The sequence below is a fragment of the Micromonospora sp. ATA51 genome, assembly GCF_016802855.1.
In the GTDB taxonomy this organism is placed as follows: Bacteria; Actinomycetota; Actinomycetes; order Mycobacteriales; family Micromonosporaceae; genus Micromonospora; species Micromonospora sicca.
The window spans coordinates 1-18,271 of sequence record NZ_JAEVHJ010000121.1 but is presented as its reverse complement, the minus strand read 5'-3'; the positions used below and the strand labels follow the sequence as shown (position 1 = coordinate 18,271).

At 74.0% G+C, this 18,271-nt stretch carries 15 protein-coding genes, 1 tRNA gene and 2 pseudogenes; 10 read left to right on the top strand and 8 right to left on the bottom strand.

Going from position 1 to position 18,271, the window contains the following annotated elements:
* Window positions 1–262, bottom strand: a 262-nt coding sequence (locus JNW87_RS19500) for a benzoate/H(+) symporter BenE family transporter (RefSeq protein ID WP_238454170.1), incomplete at its 3' end; no start/stop codon positions are given.
* Between the two features lie 59 nt (window positions 263–321).
* Between JNW87_RS19500 and JNW87_RS19495 the strand changes: the two genes are divergently transcribed.
* A complete protein-coding gene (locus JNW87_RS19495) occupies window positions 322–870 on the top strand; it encodes a helix-turn-helix domain-containing protein (protein ID WP_109802729.1) in 549 nt (182 codons plus the stop codon).
* A gap of 4 nt (window positions 871–874) precedes the next feature.
* Here JNW87_RS19495 and JNW87_RS19490 read toward each other — a convergent pair whose 3' ends face one another.
* Window positions 875–1,897, bottom strand: coding sequence for a helix-turn-helix transcriptional regulator (locus JNW87_RS19490; protein WP_109802728.1), 1,023 nt, complete (start codon window positions 1,895–1,897; stop codon window positions 875–877).
* A 63-nt stretch (window positions 1,898–1,960) separates the two neighbouring features.
* Between JNW87_RS19490 and JNW87_RS19485 the strand changes: the two genes are divergently transcribed.
* Genes JNW87_RS19485 through JNW87_RS19475 form a run of 3 tightly spaced genes read left to right on the top strand, consistent with a single transcriptional unit; the run spans window position 1,961 to window position 4,724 of the window.
* On the top strand, window positions 1,961–2,680 hold the full coding sequence (locus JNW87_RS19485; RefSeq protein ID WP_109802727.1) for a PP2C family serine/threonine-protein phosphatase: 720 nt from the start codon (window positions 1,961–1,963) through the stop codon (window positions 2,678–2,680).
* A gap of 59 nt (window positions 2,681–2,739) precedes the next feature.
* Window positions 2,740–3,936 carry an enhanced intracellular survival protein Eis gene (eis, locus tag JNW87_RS19480; protein ID WP_109802726.1) on the top strand — a complete coding sequence of 399 codons (1,197 nt, stop codon included), beginning with the start codon at window positions 2,740–2,742 and terminating at the stop codon, window positions 3,934–3,936.
* 38 nt (window positions 3,937–3,974) lie between these two features.
* Window positions 3,975–4,724, top strand: a complete 750-nt coding sequence (locus JNW87_RS19475) for a ZIP family metal transporter (RefSeq protein WP_238454169.1) — start codon at window positions 3,975–3,977, stop codon at window positions 4,722–4,724.
* A gap of 50 nt (window positions 4,725–4,774) precedes the next feature.
* Here JNW87_RS19475 and JNW87_RS19470 read toward each other — a convergent pair whose 3' ends face one another.
* From JNW87_RS19470 to JNW87_RS19460, 3 genes are all read right to left on the bottom strand, one after another.
* Window positions 4,775–5,896, bottom strand: coding sequence for an NAD-dependent epimerase/dehydratase family protein (locus JNW87_RS19470; protein WP_238454168.1), 1,122 nt, complete (start codon window positions 5,894–5,896; stop codon window positions 4,775–4,777).
* A 45-nt stretch (window positions 5,897–5,941) separates the two neighbouring features.
* Window positions 5,942–6,235, bottom strand: coding sequence for a hypothetical protein (locus tag JNW87_RS19465; protein WP_236647994.1), 294 nt, complete (start codon window positions 6,233–6,235; stop codon window positions 5,942–5,944).
* A 126-nt stretch (window positions 6,236–6,361) separates the two neighbouring features.
* Window positions 6,362–6,850: a DUF1772 domain-containing protein gene (locus tag JNW87_RS19460; protein ID WP_109802749.1), complete on the bottom strand. Its 489-nt coding sequence runs from the start codon at window positions 6,848–6,850 to the stop codon at window positions 6,362–6,364.
* 148 nt (window positions 6,851–6,998) lie between these two features.
* On the opposite strand from JNW87_RS19460, the gene JNW87_RS19455 reads away from it, so the two are divergent.
* Together JNW87_RS19455 and JNW87_RS19450 are read left to right on the top strand one after the other, a co-directional pair.
* Window positions 6,999–7,070: transfer RNA gene (locus tag JNW87_RS19455), tRNA-Lys, on the top strand.
* 111 nt (window positions 7,071–7,181) lie between these two features.
* Window positions 7,182–7,649, top strand: coding sequence for a hypothetical protein (locus JNW87_RS19450; RefSeq protein WP_238454167.1), 468 nt, complete (start codon window positions 7,182–7,184; stop codon window positions 7,647–7,649).
* Here JNW87_RS19450 and JNW87_RS19445 read toward each other — a convergent pair.
* From JNW87_RS19445 to JNW87_RS19435, 3 genes and pseudogenes are all read right to left on the bottom strand, one after another.
* Window positions 7,618–8,837: pseudogene (locus JNW87_RS19445) on the bottom strand (tyrosine-type recombinase/integrase). The gene JNW87_RS19450 and the pseudogene JNW87_RS19445 sit on opposite strands and share 32 nt — an antisense overlap.
* Window positions 8,837–9,034: an excisionase family DNA-binding protein gene (locus JNW87_RS19440; protein ID WP_109802723.1), complete on the bottom strand. Its 198-nt coding sequence runs from the start codon at window positions 9,032–9,034 to the stop codon at window positions 8,837–8,839. The pseudogene JNW87_RS19445 and the gene JNW87_RS19440 overlap by 1 nt, the downstream one beginning before the upstream one ends.
* Window positions 9,031–10,602 carry a replication initiator gene (locus tag JNW87_RS19435; protein WP_109802722.1) on the bottom strand — a complete coding sequence of 524 codons (1,572 nt, stop codon included), beginning with the start codon at window positions 10,600–10,602 and terminating at the stop codon, window positions 9,031–9,033. Before JNW87_RS19435 ends, JNW87_RS19440 begins: the two co-directional genes overlap by 4 nt.
* A gap of 2,036 nt (window positions 10,603–12,638) precedes the next feature.
* On the opposite strand from JNW87_RS19435, the gene JNW87_RS19430 reads away from it, so the two are divergent.
* The 4 genes and pseudogenes from JNW87_RS19430 to JNW87_RS19415 form a co-directional block, all read left to right on the top strand.
* A complete protein-coding gene (locus tag JNW87_RS19430; protein WP_109802419.1) occupies window positions 12,639–13,388 on the top strand; it encodes a hypothetical protein in 750 nt (249 codons plus the stop codon).
* 210 nt (window positions 13,389–13,598) lie between these two features.
* On the top strand, window positions 13,599–16,163 hold the full coding sequence (locus JNW87_RS19425; RefSeq protein WP_255544079.1) for a fibronectin type III domain-containing protein: 2,565 nt from the start codon (window positions 13,599–13,601) through the stop codon (window positions 16,161–16,163).
* 32 nt (window positions 16,164–16,195) lie between these two features.
* A complete protein-coding gene (locus JNW87_RS19420; protein ID WP_109802417.1) occupies window positions 16,196–17,191 on the top strand; it encodes a MoxR family ATPase in 996 nt (331 codons plus the stop codon).
* 3 nt (window positions 17,192–17,194) lie between these two features.
* Window positions 17,195–18,271: pseudogene (locus JNW87_RS19415) on the top strand (DUF58 domain-containing protein); the annotation flags it as partial.

Genomic DNA, 18,271 nt, shown 5'->3' with positions numbered 1-18,271 from the left:
AGCCGCCGGGCACCGGGCCGGTGGCGACCAGCAGCGCCGCGCCCGGGGTGGACCAGGCGATGGCCATCGGCAGCCGGTGCCGCAGCCCGAGCCAGACCGCGCAGAGGCCGGCCGCCACGCAGAGCACCAGCAGCCCGGAGGCGGCCTGCGCGTCGTCGGCGCCGACCGCCCGCAGCCCGGCGAGGACCACGGTGAACGAGCTGGCGAAGCCCACCAGGGCCGTCACGACGCCGGCCAGCACCGGTTGCAGTCGGCCCGCCATCCGCCCCCCTCCACCGGCTGTTCCGTTTACGGAACGACGACGTGTAGCACCATAGCGGCATGGCGTCGCCCCCACCAGCTCGTGACCCCGCACCCGGAACGGTCGGCCTGCGGGTGCGGGCGCTGCGCGAGGAACGCGGAATCTCGCTGTCCACCCTGGCCCGGCTGGCCGGCGTCGGGAAGGCCACCCTCTCCGGCCTGGAGAACGGCACCCGCAACCCCACCCTGGAGACCCTGTACGCGGTCACCGCGCAGCTCGGCGTGCCGCTCACCGCCGTCCTCTCCGGGCCCGCCGAGACGCCGACCGTACGCGGGGCGGCGGTGAGCGCCACCCTGCTGGAGGTCTTCACCGACAGCGACGCGACGTACGAGCTGTACCGGATGCGGGTGGCGCCCGGCCCGGGCCAGCTCTCCCCCGCCCACCAGGCCGGGGTCACCGAGCACGTCACCGTCTTCTCCGGCGTGCTGCGCGCCGGGCCGGTGGACGCCCCGCTGACCGCGGCGGCCGGCGGGCACCTGCGCTGGACCTCCGACGTGCCGCACAGCTACGCCGCCGTCGGCGACGACGAGGTCTGGGCCAGCCTGCTGCTGCGCTACCCGCGCCGCTGACCGGTCAGCCGGGCGGCGCGGCCACCGGCAGCCGGTGGCGTACGGCCCAGAGCGCCGCCTCCGTCCGCGACGCCGAGCCGGTCTTGCGGAGCAGGTTCGACACGTGCACGGTGACCGTCCGCACCGAGATGCCGAGCGCCCGGGCGGCCTGCTTGTTGGACATCCCGGCGACCAGGCAGCCCAGCACCTCGATCTCCCGGCCGGTCAGCTCGGCGTCCGGCGGCGTCGCCGGCCGGGGCACCAGATGCTCCGGCAGCGGCTCGTGGACCAGACCGTCCGGCCCGGACCCGGCGTGCGCGGCGAGCAGCTCGGTCAGCACGTACGGGTTGCCGCCGGTCCGCCGCCAGACCGCGGCCACCACCGTCTCGGCGGGGCGCGTCCCGTCGTACACCTGGGTAAGCACCTCGGCCACCTCGGCCGCGGTGAGGGGCGCGAGGTGCTGGCGCACCGCGCCGCGTACCCCGCAGAGGCGGGCCAGCGCGCGGACCGTGAGGTCCGGCGCCACCGCGTCGGCCGGCGGACGGCTCGCCACCACCAGCAGGGCCGGCAGCTCCGGGGCGGCGGCCAGCTCGCCGAGCAGGTTGAGGCTGGCCGGGTCGAGGGCGTGCAGGTCCTCCACCACCAGCACCGCCGGGCCGGTCCCGACCAGCAGCCGGACCGTGCGGACGGCGAGCCGCAGCAGCGTGCCCGGGGCGTAGCGTTCGCGCGGCGCGGTGGGCTGCTGGGCGAGCCAGGCCAGGGCGTCCGGCGGCAGGTCTAGGCCGCTGGTGTCCCGGCCGCTGAGCACCGCCGCCAACCAGTCGTACGGGGCGGGGTCGTGCACCCGCGCGGCGCCGGCGAGGACCACCGCCGGCCGCGGGGTGAAGCCCTCCAGGGCGGCCGCGACCAGCAGACTCTTGCCCACCCCGGCGGCCCCGGTGATCACGGTGACGGTGGGCGCCGGCCGGCGGCCGGAGACCACGGCGGCCCACGCCCGGTCGAGCTCGGCCAGCTCGCCGGCGCGCCCGACCATGGACACCGGCATCATTTCTCACACCCTACGCAGTAGTGCGTAGAGACGGCGGCAGGGTCTTCTTGGCAAGCTTGACCCATGACGCTCATCCTCCGCTCGGCCATCCTCAACGACGTCGGCCTCGTCCGGACCAACAACGAGGACTCCGCCCTCGCCGGTGACCGCCTGGTGGCGGTGGCCGACGGCATGGGTGGTCTCCCCGCCGGCGAGGTGGCGAGCGAGATCGTCATCCGGATCCTGGACGAGCTGACCCCGCCCACCGGCGCCGACGAGGCCGCCGACGCGCTGCGGGCCGTGGTGAGCACCGCCAACCAGCGGATCCGGGCCGCCATCACGGTCGACCCGGCCCGCGACGGCATGGGCACCACGCTCACCGCCGCCCTGCTCGCCGGGGACACCCTGGTCCTCGCCCAGGTCGGCGACTCCCGCTGCTATCTGCTGCGGGACGGGGAGCTGACCCAGCTCACCCGGGACGACACCTTCGTCCAGGCGCTGGTCGACCAGGGCGCCCTCTCCCCCGACCAGGCCCGGCACCACCCGCAGCGGTCCCTGGTCACCCGGGCCGTGCAGGGCTCGGACGCGCCCCCGGCGATCGGGGTGCTCACCGTCTTCCCCGGCGACCGGCTGCTGCTCTGCAGCGACGGCCTCTCCGACTACGTCGAGGACCCGGCGATCGCCGCCGCGCTCGGCACGTACGGCGACCGCCAGCAGTGCGGCGAGCAGCTGGTCAAGCTCGCCCACCAGGCCGGCGCGCCGGACAACGTCACCGTGGTCGTCTCCGACGTCGCCGACGCCTGACCGGTCCCGGGGCCGGCGAAAGCGGTTGCGCCGGCCACCGGCCCGGGTTGGGATGAGGCGTGATCATCCGTCGGTTGGCCGCCGAAGAACGCCTGGCCACCAGCTTCCCGCTCCAGGCGTACGCCTTCGAGGCGTCGCCGCTGGCCGCGTCCCGGGTGGCGGAGTTCCGCGACTACCTCCCCTACAACGCCGGCAACCGGACGCTGGTCGCCGACGAGGACGGCACGGCGGTCGCCGCCGTCACGGCGATCCCGATGCGGCAGAACCTCCGCGGCGCCGTCCTGCCGATGGCCGGCGTCGCCGGGGTGGCGACCCATCCGCTGGCCCGCCGGCGCGGCCACGTCCGGGCGCTGCTGCACCAGCTCCTCGACGAGATGCGCGACGAGGGGCACCTGCTCACCGCGCTGTACCCGTTCCGGGCGTCGTTCTACGAGCGCTTCGGCTACGTCGGGCTGCCCCGGGCGCGTACCGCGACGTTCACCCCGGCCGACCTCGGGCCGCTGCTCCGCGCCGAACTGCCCGGCGAGGTGGTCTGGGAGCGGGTCGGGGCGGGGTACCCGACCTGGCGGGCATTCACCGAACGCTGCCTGCACGAGCGGCACGGCTTCGCGGTCTTCCCCGACTTCCGGGCCGTCGGGCTACGCGACCGGGACGACCGCTGGCTGCTCACCGCCGTGGTCGACGGCAGCACGGTCGGCGCGGTGACCTACCGGATCGACGACCACGGCGGCGAGCTGCTCGCCGACGACCTGCTCGCCACCGACCCGTACGCCCGGGCGCTGCTGTTGCAGTTCTTCGCCCGGCACGTCGACCAGGTCGAGCGGATCCGGGTCCAGCTCCCCGCCGACGAACCGCCCGAGCTGTGGCTCACCGACCTGGCCGTGCACGTCGAGGCGCGGGTGTCCCGGCCCGGGTCGCCGGCTCCGATGGCCCGGCTGCTCTCCCTGGACGCGCTGACCGGCCTGCCGGCGGGAGCCGGTCGGGTCCGGGTCGACCTGGTCGGCGACCGCTGGCTGGCCGGTACGCACCTGCTCGACGGCGCCACCGGCCGGCTGGAGCTGCGGCCCGGCGACGCCGCCGGGGCCGGCGTCCCGACCGCGACGCTCACCGCCGCGGGGCTCTCCGCCCTCGCGTACGGGGTGCTCGACCCGGCCGAGGTCGACATCCGGGACCTGGGCGACGTGCCGGCGGACGCGGCGGCCGAGTTGCGCCGCATCTTCCCCCGCGAGGTGCCGTACCTCTTCGCCGACTTCTGACGGTTCCGCCGCCCCCGCGCTGGGGTACGGTCCTGCGAATGCCGGAGTGGTTGCAAGCGGGACTGTGGGGTCTGCTGGCCGGTTCGGCCCTGCTGATCGGGGCGGTCGCCGGGTTCTTCGCCCGGGTGCCCCGGAAGGTCATCGCGTCGATCATGGCGTTCGGCGCCGGGTTGCTGCTCAGCGCGGTCTCCTTCGACCTGGTCGCCGAGGCGTACGAGCAGGCTGGCCTGCTGCCCACCGCCCTCGGCGCGGCGGTCGGGGCGCTGGCGTACACCGTGGCGAACATCCTGCTGGCCCGGCGCGGCGCCCGGCACCGCAAGCGATCCGGCGACGTGCAGCCCTCCGAACAGGAGCAGCCCGGCTCGGGTACGGCCATCGCGGTCGGCGCGCTGCTGGACGGCGTACCGGAGTCGGTGGTGATCGGCGCGGGTCTGCTCGCCGGCGGCCCGGTCAGCCTGGTCACGGTGGTCGCGGTCTTCCTGAGCAACGTGCCGGAGGGCCTGTCCAGCGCGGCGGGCATGCGCCGGGCCGGCCGTTCCCGGCGGTACGTCTTCCTGCTCTGGGCGGCGATCGCCCTGGTCAGCGGCGCGGCGGCGCTGGCCGGATACGCGCTGCTCGGCGGCGCTCCGCCTGCGGTGCTCGCCACCATCACCGCGCTGGCGGCCGGGGCGATCCTCGCGATGATCACCGACACGATGGTCCCCGAGGCGTTTGAGGACGCCCACCTCCTGGTCGGCCTGATCACCGTCCTCGGCTTCCTGGTCGCGTTCGCCCTCTCGCACACCTGACCGCACGCCCGCTGGCGGCGGAGCTTTAGGCGGCGGCGCGATCTTCTTCGTCAGCAACGACCGCACCCGCGGCGACCGGCGGGGCGTACGTCAGTAGGGGTTGCCGTGGCCCGGGGTGCGGGCCTTGCGGAGGCCGCCGGGGCGGCCGGGGAGGTCCGGGTCGCCGACATGGGCGGGGCGGCGGTGTGCCCGGCGCCCGCCATGCCGGCGAAGAGTTCCTTGAGCGCGGTCAGAGCGTCGATCCTCGGCGTCCAGCCCAGCTCCGTCTCGGCGCGGTGGCTGGACATCAGCGGCGCGTTCAGCGCCAGCTCCACCCAGCCGGCGTCGACCGGTTGCAGCCGCGCCCGCCAGGTCAGCGCCGCCGCGACGCGCAGCACCGGGGCGGCGACCGGCACCGTCCAGCCGTGGAAGTGCCGGGCCACCAGCTCCGGGGTCAGCACCGGGTCCGCGGCGACGTTGAACGCGCCGCGTGCCTCACCCAGCAGAGCCTTCGCGTACGCGTCGGCGACGTCGTCGGCGTGCACCGCCTGCATCCGCAGCCGGCGGTTGGTCGGGACCAGCGGGATCCGGCCGTACCGGAGCAGCCGCACCGGGGCCAGCGGCCCGAGGAAGTAGCGGGTGATCTCGGTGCCGGCGTCCCGCTGGAAGGTCAGCCCCGGGCGCAGCCGGACCACCCGCAGCTCCGGGTGCTCCCGTTCGACCGTGTCGAGCAGCGCCTCCACGTCCGCCTTGTCCCGGCTGTACGACGATCCGGGCACCCCGGTCGCCGGCCAGCGCTCGCTGACCGGGTGGTCCTTCGGGCCGGGCGCGTACGTGCCGACCGACGACGCGCACACGAGGGCGGGGACGCCGGCCCGGACGACCGCGTCGGTCACCGCCCGGCTGCCGTCGACGTTGGTCCGATGCAGGGTGCGCTGCTCGTGGCTGGGCTGGATCTGCCAGGCCAGGTGCAGCACCGCCCCGGCCCCGGCGAAGATCGCCGAGAGCTTCTCGGTCGCGCCGGGCGCCCCGATGTCGCAGGAGTGCCACTCCACCCGGTCGTACGGCTCACCGGCGTCCGGCCCCGGCAGCCGGCGGGCCACCCCGGCCAGCTCCAGCCCGGACTCCTGACGCAGCCGGCGCAGCACCGCCGTCCCGACGTTGCCGCTGGCCCCGACGATCACGATCCGCATACCGGCTGCGGTACCCGTTGAACCGGACTCCAACCCCCGGAAGGTTCACGGCCGGGGCGAGTGGCGTACCCAGTTCTTCTCCTGCCGGCGGCGTCCCTGGGTGGCGGCGAGGCAGCGCGGACAGATGAACCCGACCGGGTCGGCCTGGGTGAGCACGTCGGTCGAGGCGTAGTCGAACGGCACGTGTGGGAAGCGCCGGAGCCGGGTACGACTGAGCGGAAGCCCGCAGACGGTCTGGTTCTGCCCCGGCAGCCAGGCGTGCACCTCGCCGCCCGGCTGCCGTACGCCGTCCGCGCCGACCTCCTCGCTCGACGCGGCCACGGCGGGCGTACTGCTCATCCTCATGCCCGTCCCGGTTCCCCGGGCGGGCCGAGGCATGCCGGCCCGCCCCGCGCCGTGTCGGCGATGTGGCGGCATCCCGGCCGGTCGGACACCGCCACATCGCCGACGTGAAGTCGCTGGTGATCAGGCGCGGCGGGTCAGCAGGGCGCCGATCAGGCAGGCGAAGGCGGCCACGGTGGTGACCGTGCGGGCCAGGTTCCAGCGCACCCAGGTCGCCTCGAAGCGCTCGCGGACCGCCGTCAGGTCGGCGATCCGGTCCACCGGACCGGCGGCGTCCAACCGGTCGTTCAGCGGCACGCTGCACCGCATGGTGATCACCAGCGTGGCCAGGTAGAGCACCAGCGCCGCCCCGGTCCAGGCCAGCACCCGGCCAGCGCCGGTGAGGTGCAGCGCCACCGCCAGCGCGAGCAGCAGCACCGCCCCGAGGAAGGCGGCCAGGAACCAGCCGTTCAGGATCCGCCGGTTGATCCACTGCATGGTCCCGACGAAGGTCCGGTCGTCGGTCGCGGCCAGGCCCGGCATCACCGAGCACGAGTACGCGAAGAACAGCCCCGCCATCAGCCCGGTCGTCAGCGTCGCCCCGGCCAGCACGGCCGTACGCAGCAATGTCATGGCTCCCAGCCTGGCCGGCCACGGCGCCACGGGCCATCGTCGAGCGGCTCGCCCGCATGCGCGGTCGCTCGGCCTCGGCGGCCGGACATCGACGGGCGGCGGGAAGCCGGAAGGCTCGTCCGAGCGGGTTCCGGTAGCCTGAGCGGGCGGGCCGCTAGCTCAATGGCAGAGCTGTGGACTTTTAATCCATAGGTTCAGGGTTCGAGTCCCTGGCGGCCCACTCCTCCGCAGGTCAGCGGTCCCGTCCGGGGCCGCTGTTGCCATGATCGGGGCCGGTACAGCAGCGAAGTACAGCAGTGGACCAACCGCCAGCCTGACTTCCGTGTCGGGGATGCTCTCCGAAGCGGCGGCGGACCGAACAGCTGGAGGGCGGACGATGACGGACGGACCGCTCGTGCGCAATTCGCGGCTGCTCGGCCTGTTCGTCGAGATCGTTCAAGGGCCCGAAGGGACCCTGCGGGCAGTCGAGACCGCCGGCCGTGGCATCACGGCAGAAGCACGCTGCACACTGACCGTGGTCGCAGACAAGATGACCACCAGCTCCGGCAGCCCGGCCGAGGCACGTCAGAGAAGCCTCGCCTGCGCCGACCGACTCATCGAACTGGGTGCCATCGAAGATGACCTGAGCGAGTTGTGGTCCCGCCGCCGGGGAGGCGAGCTTGACGAGGCCGCGTTTGAGGCAAGCCTCCTGCGAATAGTCATGCGCCTGGAAGCGTGGCCGCAATCCTGGCCGCGCATGCCCTACTGGGCGGCGGCATGCCCACCCCTCACCGGTCGAGCGTCTGGCCGAGCCGCTTAAGGGCGTCGCGGGTGGCCGCCGAGGAGACCACCGTGTAGATCTCCATGGTGATGGCGAACTGCGCGTGCCGGAGGATCTGCATCGCCACCCGGGGGTGCACGTCCAGGTCGGCCAGGAGCGAGGCACAGGTCCGCCGGGCGTCCCGGACGGTGATCCGCCGAACGCCGGCCGCCTCACAGCGGCGGTCCCAGAAGCGGTTGAAGTTCCGTGGCTCAACCGGCCGGCCGTAGCGGGTGGTGAAGATGAGATCCGAGGGCTGCCAGGCCGGGCCGGCGGCCTCCCGGGCGGTGGTCTGGGCGACACGGCGGCGACCGAGCGCCACGGTGCAGATGTCCGGCAGCGGCAGGGTGGCATCTGAGGCGGCCGTCTTCGTCTCGCGGTGCAGCAGTTCGGCACCGACCCGCTGGAGCTGCCGGTCGATGGTCAGCTCCCCCGCGTCGAGGTCGACGTCCGCCCAGGTGAGCCCCAACATCTCGCCTTTGCGCAGACCGAGCACCAGGACCAGGACGTACGCGGCGTAGAGCGGGTCGTCGTCGGCGCGGGCCGACTCCAGGAAGCGCCGCGCCTCGTCGCTCGTCCACGCCTTCCGCTTGCGCTTCCGTACCGGGGGCAGCTTCACCAGGGATGCGACGTTGCGGGTGATCAGCCCTTCGGTGATCGCCTGGGACAGCAGCGTCCGGAGCACGGTCCGCAGGTGGGTGACGCTGGTCGCGGAGGGCAGATCCCGGCAGCAGCGGCCGAGGGCACAGCAGCGACGCTGGGCTGGCTTGCGCCCCTCGTCCTTGCCCTGGGCACAGCACTGGCACGTCCGCCCCACCTCGTTGATCCAGGTCTGCACGTCGCTGACCCGGAGCTTGTCGAGCCGCTTCCGACCCAGCCCCGGCACGAGGTAGAGCCGGACCACGACCTCGTAGGTGACGTAGCTGCCGGGGGCCAAGTTCGGCTTGACGATCTCGCGCAGCCAGTAGCCGGCGAACCCCCTGCCGTCGGGGAGCGTGTCGCCACAGGACCGGCCTTCGCCTGACCGTGCAGCTTGATCCACTTGTCGTGGACCTCCTCGCGGGTCTTGCCGTAAACCCACTTTCGACCCCGCTTGCCGTCCGGCTTCTCGACCCAGACGTACGCGGCGAAGCCGTTCCGGTACGGGAAGATCGACCCCTCGCCGTTGGCACGGGCACGTCCGGGCATCAGGCGGCCTCCTGGCGTTCGACCTGCTCGCGGATGTAGTCGTCGACCCATTCGGGGAGGATGCGGCGGTACTTGCCGTCCTTGATGGAGCGCAGCTCGCCGATGGCGATCTTCATCTTGACCTTGGAGATGCCGAAGCCGAGCAGGACGGCGACTTCTGCTGGGGAGTACCAGCGCGGGGTGAGGTCATGGCTCATGCGGCGGCCCCGGTGAGCCAGGCTTCGTGGGCGAGTTCCTCCCGGCCGATGCGTATGCTCTCGCGCCGCTGTCGCGCGGCGGTGTTGGCAAGCAGGGCGTCTCCCTCAGAGAGCCAGCCGGAGCCGATGTAGGTGAGGGTGCCGACGGTGATGGTGTCGGCGGTTTCGTCGTCCTCTTCGTGCCGGTAGGTGGCGCGGGTTTCGCGGAGCAGCGCGAAGGTGACGGAGTAGCGGCGGGCTTTGGTGAGGAAGTGGCCGCCGAAGCCGAGCATGTGCGCCCAGCGCCGCAAGCCGCCGTAGATGTTGGGTTTGGCGTCAAGGCCGCCTTGACGGTCATCAGCGGTTGCGGCGCCGCCGGTCGTGTCGGTGTCGGTGGCGCGGCCGAGATGCCAGCAAGCGTCGATGAGGCGGGCGACGTGGTCGCCTTCGGGATCGGCGCAGTCGTCGATCGTGGCCGGGGTGAGCCGGGCGAAGGAGTGGCCCGTGGCTTCCGTGGCCTTGGTGGCGTACTTGGCGAGGTAGGCGGCCACCTTGCCGTCGGTCAGCTCACCGCCAGCGGTGTTGATACGCCGCACGTCGACCTGCTCGCCCCAGGCGACCAGCCAACCTTCCGGCCGGTCGGGGTGGGCGGGCGTGGTGACGGTGATCTGCCGGGCGGCGACGTGGATCGCGTCTTCCAGGTCGTCGAGGGTAATGCCGGCCGGCGGCGGCACGAGGGCGCCCGGGTCGTCCGGGTCGACGCCGTCGAGGCGCAGCAGGGCGTGGAAGTGCACCGCTGCCCGGCGTTGCATCTCGGCGACCTTGCCGTGGGACACGCGCACGGGCGGCACCCATCGGACCTTGCCCGAGGCGGTGACGACCCGGACGAAGGGGATGCCGCGCTTGCGGCAGAGGGCGGCGAGGTGACGTTCGATGGCCTGCTTGGTGCGCCGCCACAACTCCCCCGAGAAGTAGTTCCACACGACCTGGTGGGCGTGGTCGTAGCAGTCCAGGCACAACGGCTGACCGATCCGCGAATCGTCGGCCTCGTGGCGAGCGAAGCACGCCGCGGGCTGCCCGTGCGCGCAGGTCCCGGTGTTGGTGCGGGCGCGGCAGGGTGCGGGTCGGCAGTCGCAGCGCTGCCGGCTGCGGCAGGTGTGGCGGGCGACGTGCCGGTGATGGACCGGGCCGAAGGACGGGGCGGTGAAGGTGGCGAAGACGACCGGGTGCCGACCGACCGAGTCAGGGACGCCCTTTCCGCCGGTCAGGCCGCAGCGCGTGAGCTGATAGGCGTCGCCCCGGTAGACCCAGGCGCAGTCCGGGCACACCGATTCGCGGCGGTTGCCGCACGCCTTGTAGAGCGTGCGGTCGGGCAGCTCGTCGGTGTGCAGCTGGCCGGTGATGCGGGCGGTGTTCCGGTCGACGGCGGCGAGGGTGCCGGTGAGGCGGATCGGGCGAGCACAGCCGCCGGCGGGGCGGGTGTGCTCCAGCCAGCCGGAGAACTCCGGCGTGGCGGCGCGGTGCAGGACCTGGGCGTCCCGGCCGACAGCGAGGCCAGGTCGGTACAGGGCGAGCGGAGTGGTGGACACGACTGTCTCCTCTTCAAGGGGTGGCAGGGACGGGAGACGAAGCACCACCAGCCGTGGACGGGTGTCCGCTGGTGGTGTTCGTCGTGTCTCCTGGCACCGCCGAGAGGGCGGCTGACGCCGGAGGGCGGAACCGTGGCCGTGCCACTTCCCGCCGATGGGTCATGTCCTTTCACGCTCGTGAACCTGGCGAATGGGCCGGCACGGGTGGGGAGCCTGGGATATCGGCATCCGGCGGGTTGCCGCAGGCTGCCCCCACCCGTGGAGGGGAGCGAATCCGGGCCATCGTGGACGGCAGGGAAGGCCGTGCTGGGCCGCTCAACGGATTCGAGAAGCCGGCACTTCGGCCGGTGCGATCGAGAGCCGGCGGGACGTGGCCCGCATCAGCGGCAGGAAGACCGCTCGGCATCTCCGACGTCGAGTCCAGCGATCCGGCGGGAAGGCCGCGCTGGCGTGCTCGACGAGCGTCAGAGTAGCACCGGGTACCGACACGTCAACCGGTCGTGACTCCTGCGGCCGGGGCGGGACGGCCGGCTGCCGGCCGGTGTGGGAGGACTTTCTGTACGTCTATCAAGGCGCCCGCGTCGCGGGCCGCTCGCGCGCCGAACCTGGGCCGGCCGATGGCCCGCCGCCGCGCCTCTGGCCTTCGGCCGCCAGCGCGACGGTTGCAGCCCGCCGGCGGCGCGACATACGACGAAGCCGGGCCGCCATGGGTAGTGGCAGATCCGGGGCTTCGATGTTGAACGGGACAATGGCAGTGCCTCCGGCGGGGTCCTCAGGCACTCCGGGATGGTTGGCGCCATCCCGACAACCTCCGTCCGGGCAAAGCCGAGCGGGTAGGGCCTGCCCGGTCAAGGTCGTTCAGACGGTGGTGTGCTCCACCTTGACCGGGCAGGCCCTACCCACTCCACCGTGTGCGGACGAAGGCCGACGGGATGGCTAGGACGGAACGGAGCAGGCGCGCAGTCAGTTAGGCCAACTCCCTACGAGCGACCACGTAGAGCTCGTGTAACGATCGGTGGATGCCATCCGCCTTATCTCGGAATTCGTCTGCTACCTCCGGCCAGCCGTACCACGCTTTGTCTTCCGGCACTTCGTCAAGGAGGTCGCGCAAGGGTTGGATGTCGCGCATCCAGGAGCTGTAGGCGTCTCTCATCTCCTCGCTGGCGTAGACCAGGAGCAGAATGCCCGCGTCGGGCCTTCCCGCGCCGACCTCGGGTCCCCCCCGTCTCCGCCGCGACGCCGATCTCCGCCCCGCCCACGTCGCTCGCCAGTCCCCCGGCGACCACCGGCCCCCGGTCAACGCCGCGGCCGGTCCCCGACCCGCCGTCCCCGGCGAGTCGGCCCTCTGCAACGGGGCCGCCGCGGGCGGAAGCGAGCAGCAGCAGCCGGGCACCCCGGCGCCCGGCTGGGCCAAGCCGACGGTGCAGGTGCAGCAGATCGCGCCCCTGCTGCGGGAGGAGGCAGACCGGGCCGCCGCGGCGGCACCGACCCCGCCGCCAGCCCCACCGATCGTCACTCCGCCGGCCCCGCCGGTCGCCGCCGCGCCGGTCAGCGCCCCACCAATCAACGCTCCACCGGTAGCCACGCAGCCTGCCAGCGCACCGCCGTTCAGCCCGCCCGTCAGCGCGGCGCCCGTCGGCACGCCGCCCCTGAGCACTCCGCCCGTCGCCGGCGTACCCGCGAGCGCCCCGCCGGCACCGACCCAACCGATCAGCGGCCCGCCGGCCTCCTTTCCGCCGGTGAGCGCGCCGCCGACACCCGCGTACTCGGTGAGCGGGCCATCCGGTGCCGGCCCGGCGAACCCGTACCCCGCCGGGCCTGGCGGCCCGAGCCACCCGGTCAGCGCGCCGCCCGACGCCCGCCTACCCGGTCAGCGGCCCGCCGGGGCACCCGGCGTACCCGGTGAGCGGACCACCCGGCGTGGACCCGGTGAATCCGTACCCCGGCGGGACGGGTCACCCGGTGGGCCCGCCGCCGGTGAGCGGGCCGCCCGGCCGTGGCCCCGGTCAGCGCGGTCGCCCGTACCGCTGTGGGGGTTGACCGCGCCGCCGTGGAGCAGCGCCGCGCCGCCGCAGCCGCTGGACCCGCCGGCCGACGTGGCACCGGACCCCTCGACGGAGGACGCCGACGAACCGGACCGGCATCCGCTGCCCGGGCCCGCGCCGGCGGCCGAGTCCGCCGCCCCGGCACCGCTGCCGGTCTACGACGACCTGCTGGAGTTCCCCGAGCCCCGGCAGGCCGACCCGGCGCCTGGGACGGAGGCGTACCCGGCGCAGGGCGGGTGGCCGGCGGTGCCGGCGCCGTTCCACCAGCCGCCCGCGTACCCGCAGGTGGAGGAGCCCGAGCCGGGCGGCCGCAACCGCGCGGTGATCGCCGTGGCGGCGGGCGTCGCGGTGGTGGCGGTGGCCGCCGTGGTCGGCGTGGGCGCGGTGCTGCTCAACCGCGACGCGGCGCCGGCGCCCGCACCCGGGCCGACCCGGGCGAAGCCGGTGGCGACCGGCGCGCCCCCGGGTGACCTGCGGCTGCGCGACGACACCACCACGATCACCATCACCTGGACGGACCCGACCGGCGGCGGCGTGCCGTTCATGGTGGCCGGCGGCCGGGCCGGGCAGAAGCTCGGGGTGATGGCCACGGTGGACCCGGGGCAGACCAGCTACACGGTCAACGGGCTGAACGGGAAGCTGGACTACTGCTTCACGGTGCTCGCGGTCTACTCGACGGACACGTTCGCCACCTCGGGTCAGGTCTGCACCGACCGGGAGGCCGCCAACCCGCCGGGCTGACCGACGGTCCACCTGCAACACGCTGGGTGTCCACAGCGGGACGGTGCGGGTTCCCCCGCGTCGGAGCGGCCCATATGATGTCTCCCGGCTCTGGGGAGGGCCGTCGCCGCACGGCACGTCTCCCCGCACCGACACGGGAGGCAGCCGGCAGTGGCCACCATCGAGGACGTCGCGAGCACCGGGGTGGACACGCCCCGACCCCGGTCCCGGATGCGGGGTGGGCTGGTCACCGTCGGCACCGTGGCGGCGTTGCTGGTCGCCATGGGGCTGACCGTCCTCGGGCTGGGCGCCGCCGACAACGCGGTCGCCAACTACGACGCGAGTTCCTGGCTGTGGAGCACCACCCGCAGCGAGCTGGCGCGGGTCAACGGGGTCACCGCGCGGGTCGACACCCGGGTCGAGGTCCCCGGCGCCCGGCGACACCAGGTGCAGGTCACCCAGACCGACCGGCTGCTGATCCTGCGCGACCTGAACACCGGCCAGGTCAGCTCGCTGGACCTGGCCACGCTCCAGATCACCGCGACCACTCCCACCACCCCCGGCTTCGGCGTGAACGTCGCGCTGCACGAGGACGCGGCGTTCGTGGTGGACGCGGTGCAGGGCATCGTGCGGCAGCTCGACCCGCGCTCGCTGACCCCGGTGGGCGAGCCGGTGCGCTACCCGCCGGGCATCACCGGCGGGTCGTTCGACGGCGAGGGTCGACTGTGGATCGCGGTGCCCAGCGAGGGCACGGTCTCGGCGATCACCGTGGCGGAGCTGCCCGCCACGCCGGGGGCCGCGCCGCCGGCGGGCCTCAGTCCCAAGCTGGTCCAGACGTACGACGTGGCCGAGCCCAGCCACGAGCTGGCGGTCTCCACCCTGGACGATGGTGTCGCGGTGCTCGACCGGACCTCCGCGTCGCTGGTGACGGTCCGGGGTGGCCGCACCCAGCGGGCCGACCTGGCGATGAAGGCCCCGGGCGCCCTGCCCGCGCGGACCACCGGTCCCCAGGTGCCGGTCACCGTGGCCGGCGAACGGCGGGTGCACGTGGTCCGCGACGGCGGCGAGGTGCGGCAGTTCACCGTCCCGGGCGCCGGTGACCGGCTCAGCCCGGCGGTGGCCTGGGCGGACCGCTTCTACTGCGCCGACGAGGCGACGGGCACGGTGTACTCGTTCGACGCCGACGGCAAGCTGGTCGACACCATCAAGGGCTCCGGGGCTTCGGGTCCGTTGGAGCTGGAGGTGCGGGAGAACCACCTCTTCATCAACGCGCCGAACTCGGCGACCGCGCGGGTGGTGGACGACAGGAACCAGGTGCGCGAGGTCAACAAGTACGCCAACGACGTGCTCGGCGGCGACCCGCCGCCGGCGCCCCCGCCGCCGCCCCCGCCGAAGAAGCCCCGGGTGGGCAAGCCGAGCGCGCCGCGCGCCGTCACCGCCGCGGCCGGCAACGCCTCGGCCCGGGTGAGCTGGCGGCCGGCCGCCGCGAACGGCGCCGAGATCACCAGGTACGTGGTGGAGGGCGCCGACCAGCGCCACGAGGTGGGCGCCAACCAGCGCGCGGTGGAGATCACCGGGCTGACCAACGGCGAGACGTACACGTTCTCGGTGCACGCGGTCAACGCGAAGGGCGACGGGCCGGCCCGGAAGAGCAACCCGGTCACCCCGACCGCCGCGGTGCCCGACCCGCCGGCCGGCGTGACCGCCGAGGCCCGCCCGGACGGCACCGTGCTGGTGAAGTGGCCCCCAGCCAACGGCCAGGGCAACACCATCGCCCGGTACGCGGTCACCACCGCCTCGGCCGGCGCCACCGCCCCGGCCGGCGAGTCGACGAAGACGGAGCTGGTGATCCCCGCCGGTGAGCTGGAGTACGGCACCCAGTACGCGTTCACCGTGGTGTCGGTGAACGACAAGGGCGCCGGGTCGGCGGCCTCCCCGGTCAGCAACACCGTAGTGCCGTTCACCGCTCCGGCCGCGCCGGCCGACCTGCGGGCCACCACGGTGGCCGACCAGCCCGGCACGATCGCGGTCCAGTGGTCGCCGGCGGTGGAGAACGGCCGCCCGGTCACGAAGTACCTGGTCGACGCCGGCGGGAAGACCAGTGAGGTGACCGACGTCCGGACCACGGTCAGGGGGCTCGGCGACGGGCAGAACGTCACGGTGAAGGTGAAGGCGGTCAACGAGGCCGGGCCCGGCGCGGAGGCGTCGACGACGGCCCGGACGGTGGCCGCACCCCGGATCACCGTGACCGGCTCGTCGGCCGACGCGACCTCGGTGACCGTGTCGTTCACCGTGGACGCAGGCGGCGGCAACGCCACCTGCTCGGCCGCCACCGGCGGGCGGACCGCGAACGGAAGCTGCTCCAGCCTGCGGGTGACCGGGCTGACGCCCGGCACTGCGTACACGGTGACGGTTACCGCCAGCAACGCGGCCGGCAAGGGCACCGCCACCCGCGCCCAGCCCACCGACCCGCTGTACGGCGTGGCCACCTGCAACAACGGCGCGTCCGGCCCGGAGGCGACGTACTGCAACGCGGACGTGGACGGCCGCAACGGCAACGAGGTCTTCTCGGTGCCGCAGCAGCTCAACGCCAAACAGGTCGGCTGGGCCAAGCCGGGCACGCGGCTCAAGGCGTACTGCAAGAAGCAGGGCGAAGAGGTCTACGCCTACATCTACAACGACAACAAGCGCAGCACCTGGTGGGTGCAGGTCGACTACTCGGGACGGAACTACATCCCGTGGGCCTGGCTGAACCTGGAGGGCGGCGACAACATCAACGTCCTGCCCACCTGCTGACCGCGCCACCCAGCCGAGGAGCACTCGCGCACGTGAACACCCCCGAGCCGCTCAACCAGACGGAGGTGCAGGGCTTCGCCGCCCTCGCCGCCCGGCTGGCCGAGAACGTCAACGCGGTCGTGCTGGGCAAGCCACAGGTGGTCCGGCTCGCGCTGACCGCGCTCTTCGCCCAAGGGCACGTCCTGCTCGAGGACGTGCCCGGGGTCGGTAAGACCACGCTGGCCCGGGCGATCGCGGCCACGGTCAAGGGTCAGTGGCGGCGCATCCAGTTCACCCCCGACCTGCTGCCGTCGGACGTCTCCGGGGTGACCATCTTCAACCAGGCCACCCGCGGCTTCGAGTTCCACCCGGGCCCGGTCTTCGCGAACATCGTCATCGCCGACGAGATCAACCGGGCGTCGCCGAAGACCCAGTCGGCGCTGCTGGAGGTGATGGAGGAGCGGACGGTCACGGTGGACGGCGTCCGGCATCCGGTGCCGCAGCCGTTCCTGGTGGTGGCCACCCAGAACCCGGTGGAGATGGACGGCACCTACCGCCTTCCGGAGGCCCAGCTCGACCGGTTCCTGGTGAAGCTCTCGGTGGGCTACCCGGACGAGGCGGTCGAGGTGGAGGTGCTGCGCGGCGCCACCGTCCGCTCCCCCGATTCGCTGAGCGCGGTCACCGACACCGCCACGCTCGGGGAGATGGTGCGGATGGCCCGCCGGGTGCACATCGCCGAGCCGCTCTACACGTACGCGGTCCGGCTGGCCGCGGCCACCCGAACCCATCCCCAGGTGCGGGTCGGGGTCAGCCCCCGGGGCGTGATCGCCTTGACCCGGGCGGCGTGCGCGTACGCGCTGATCGACGGGCGGGGCTGGATCATGCCGGAGGACCTGAAGGCCCTCGTCGAGCCGGTCTTCGCGCACCGGCTGCTGCTCACCCCGGACGCGCAGGTGCGCGGGGTGACCGCCGCCGAGGTGCTGCGCCAGGCGGTCGCCTCGGTGCCGGTGCCGCTGCCGTCCGGTCAGCCCGCCCCGGTGCACGGCTGAGCCGTGGGGATCACCGCCCGTGGTGTCGGGCTGCTCGTCGCCGCCGTCGTGCTGCTCGGCGTGGGCTTCCGGTACGCGTATCCGGAGCTGACCGTGCTCGGCGCGGCGGCCGCCGTCGCGGTCGGGCATGCTCTGGTCACCGCCGCGTGGCGGCCGCGGCTGGCGGTGGAGCGCAGCGCCGACCCGGACCGGGTGGCCCGCGGCGAGCCGGCCAGCATGACGCTGACCGTACGCAACACGGGGCGCTGCGGGCGGCCAACCTGGTCGCCGAGGACCGTTGTGGGGCGGCGCTGGTGCCGGTGCCGCTGCTGCGGCTGCGTCCCGGCCGGGACACCACGGTCCGCTACGACGTGCCGACCGCCGCCGGGGGGTGGTGCCGGTCGGTCCGCTGCGGGTGACCCGGCGTGACCCGCTCGGGCTCGTCGCGTTGGCCCGCCCCTACGGGGGCACGGTGCCGGTCTGGGTGCACCCGCGCATCCATTCGCTGCGCGCGGTGCGACCGGGGCGGGGCGCAGCCTCGACGGCCGCACCGACAGCGTGCCGCACGGCTCGATCACCTTCGACTCGCTGCGTGAGTACGTGGTGGGCGACGAGCTGCGCCGGGTGCACTGGCGCACCAGCGCCCGGGTCGGCGAGCTGATGGTCCGGGAGAACGTAGACACCAGCCTGCCCCGGATCGTGGTGGTGCTGGACAACCGGGCGGCCGCGCACCCGGAGCGGGTGGGCGGGGTGGCGGAGTCCTTCGAGTCCGGTTGCGAGGCGGCGGCGTCGGTGGTCGCCGCCGCGGTCCGGGAGGACCTGCCGGTGAGCCTGCTGCTGGTCGTACCCGCCGACGGGGATCCGGCCGGCGCCGGCGGGCCGCTGGACCGGCTCGCCGCGGTGGAGCTGGCCGACGGCGGGGACGACGTGCTGCGGGCGGCGATGAGCCGGTTGCGGCAGGACCGGCTCGGCGACACGCTGGTCTTCCTCACCGGGCCGGGTGGCCGCGGGGATCTTGGGCACGTCGGCGCGCTGCGCGGGGCGTACCCGTCGGTGCTGGTGGGGGTCCTCGGGGTGGCGGAGCCGACGCCGGCCGGCGCG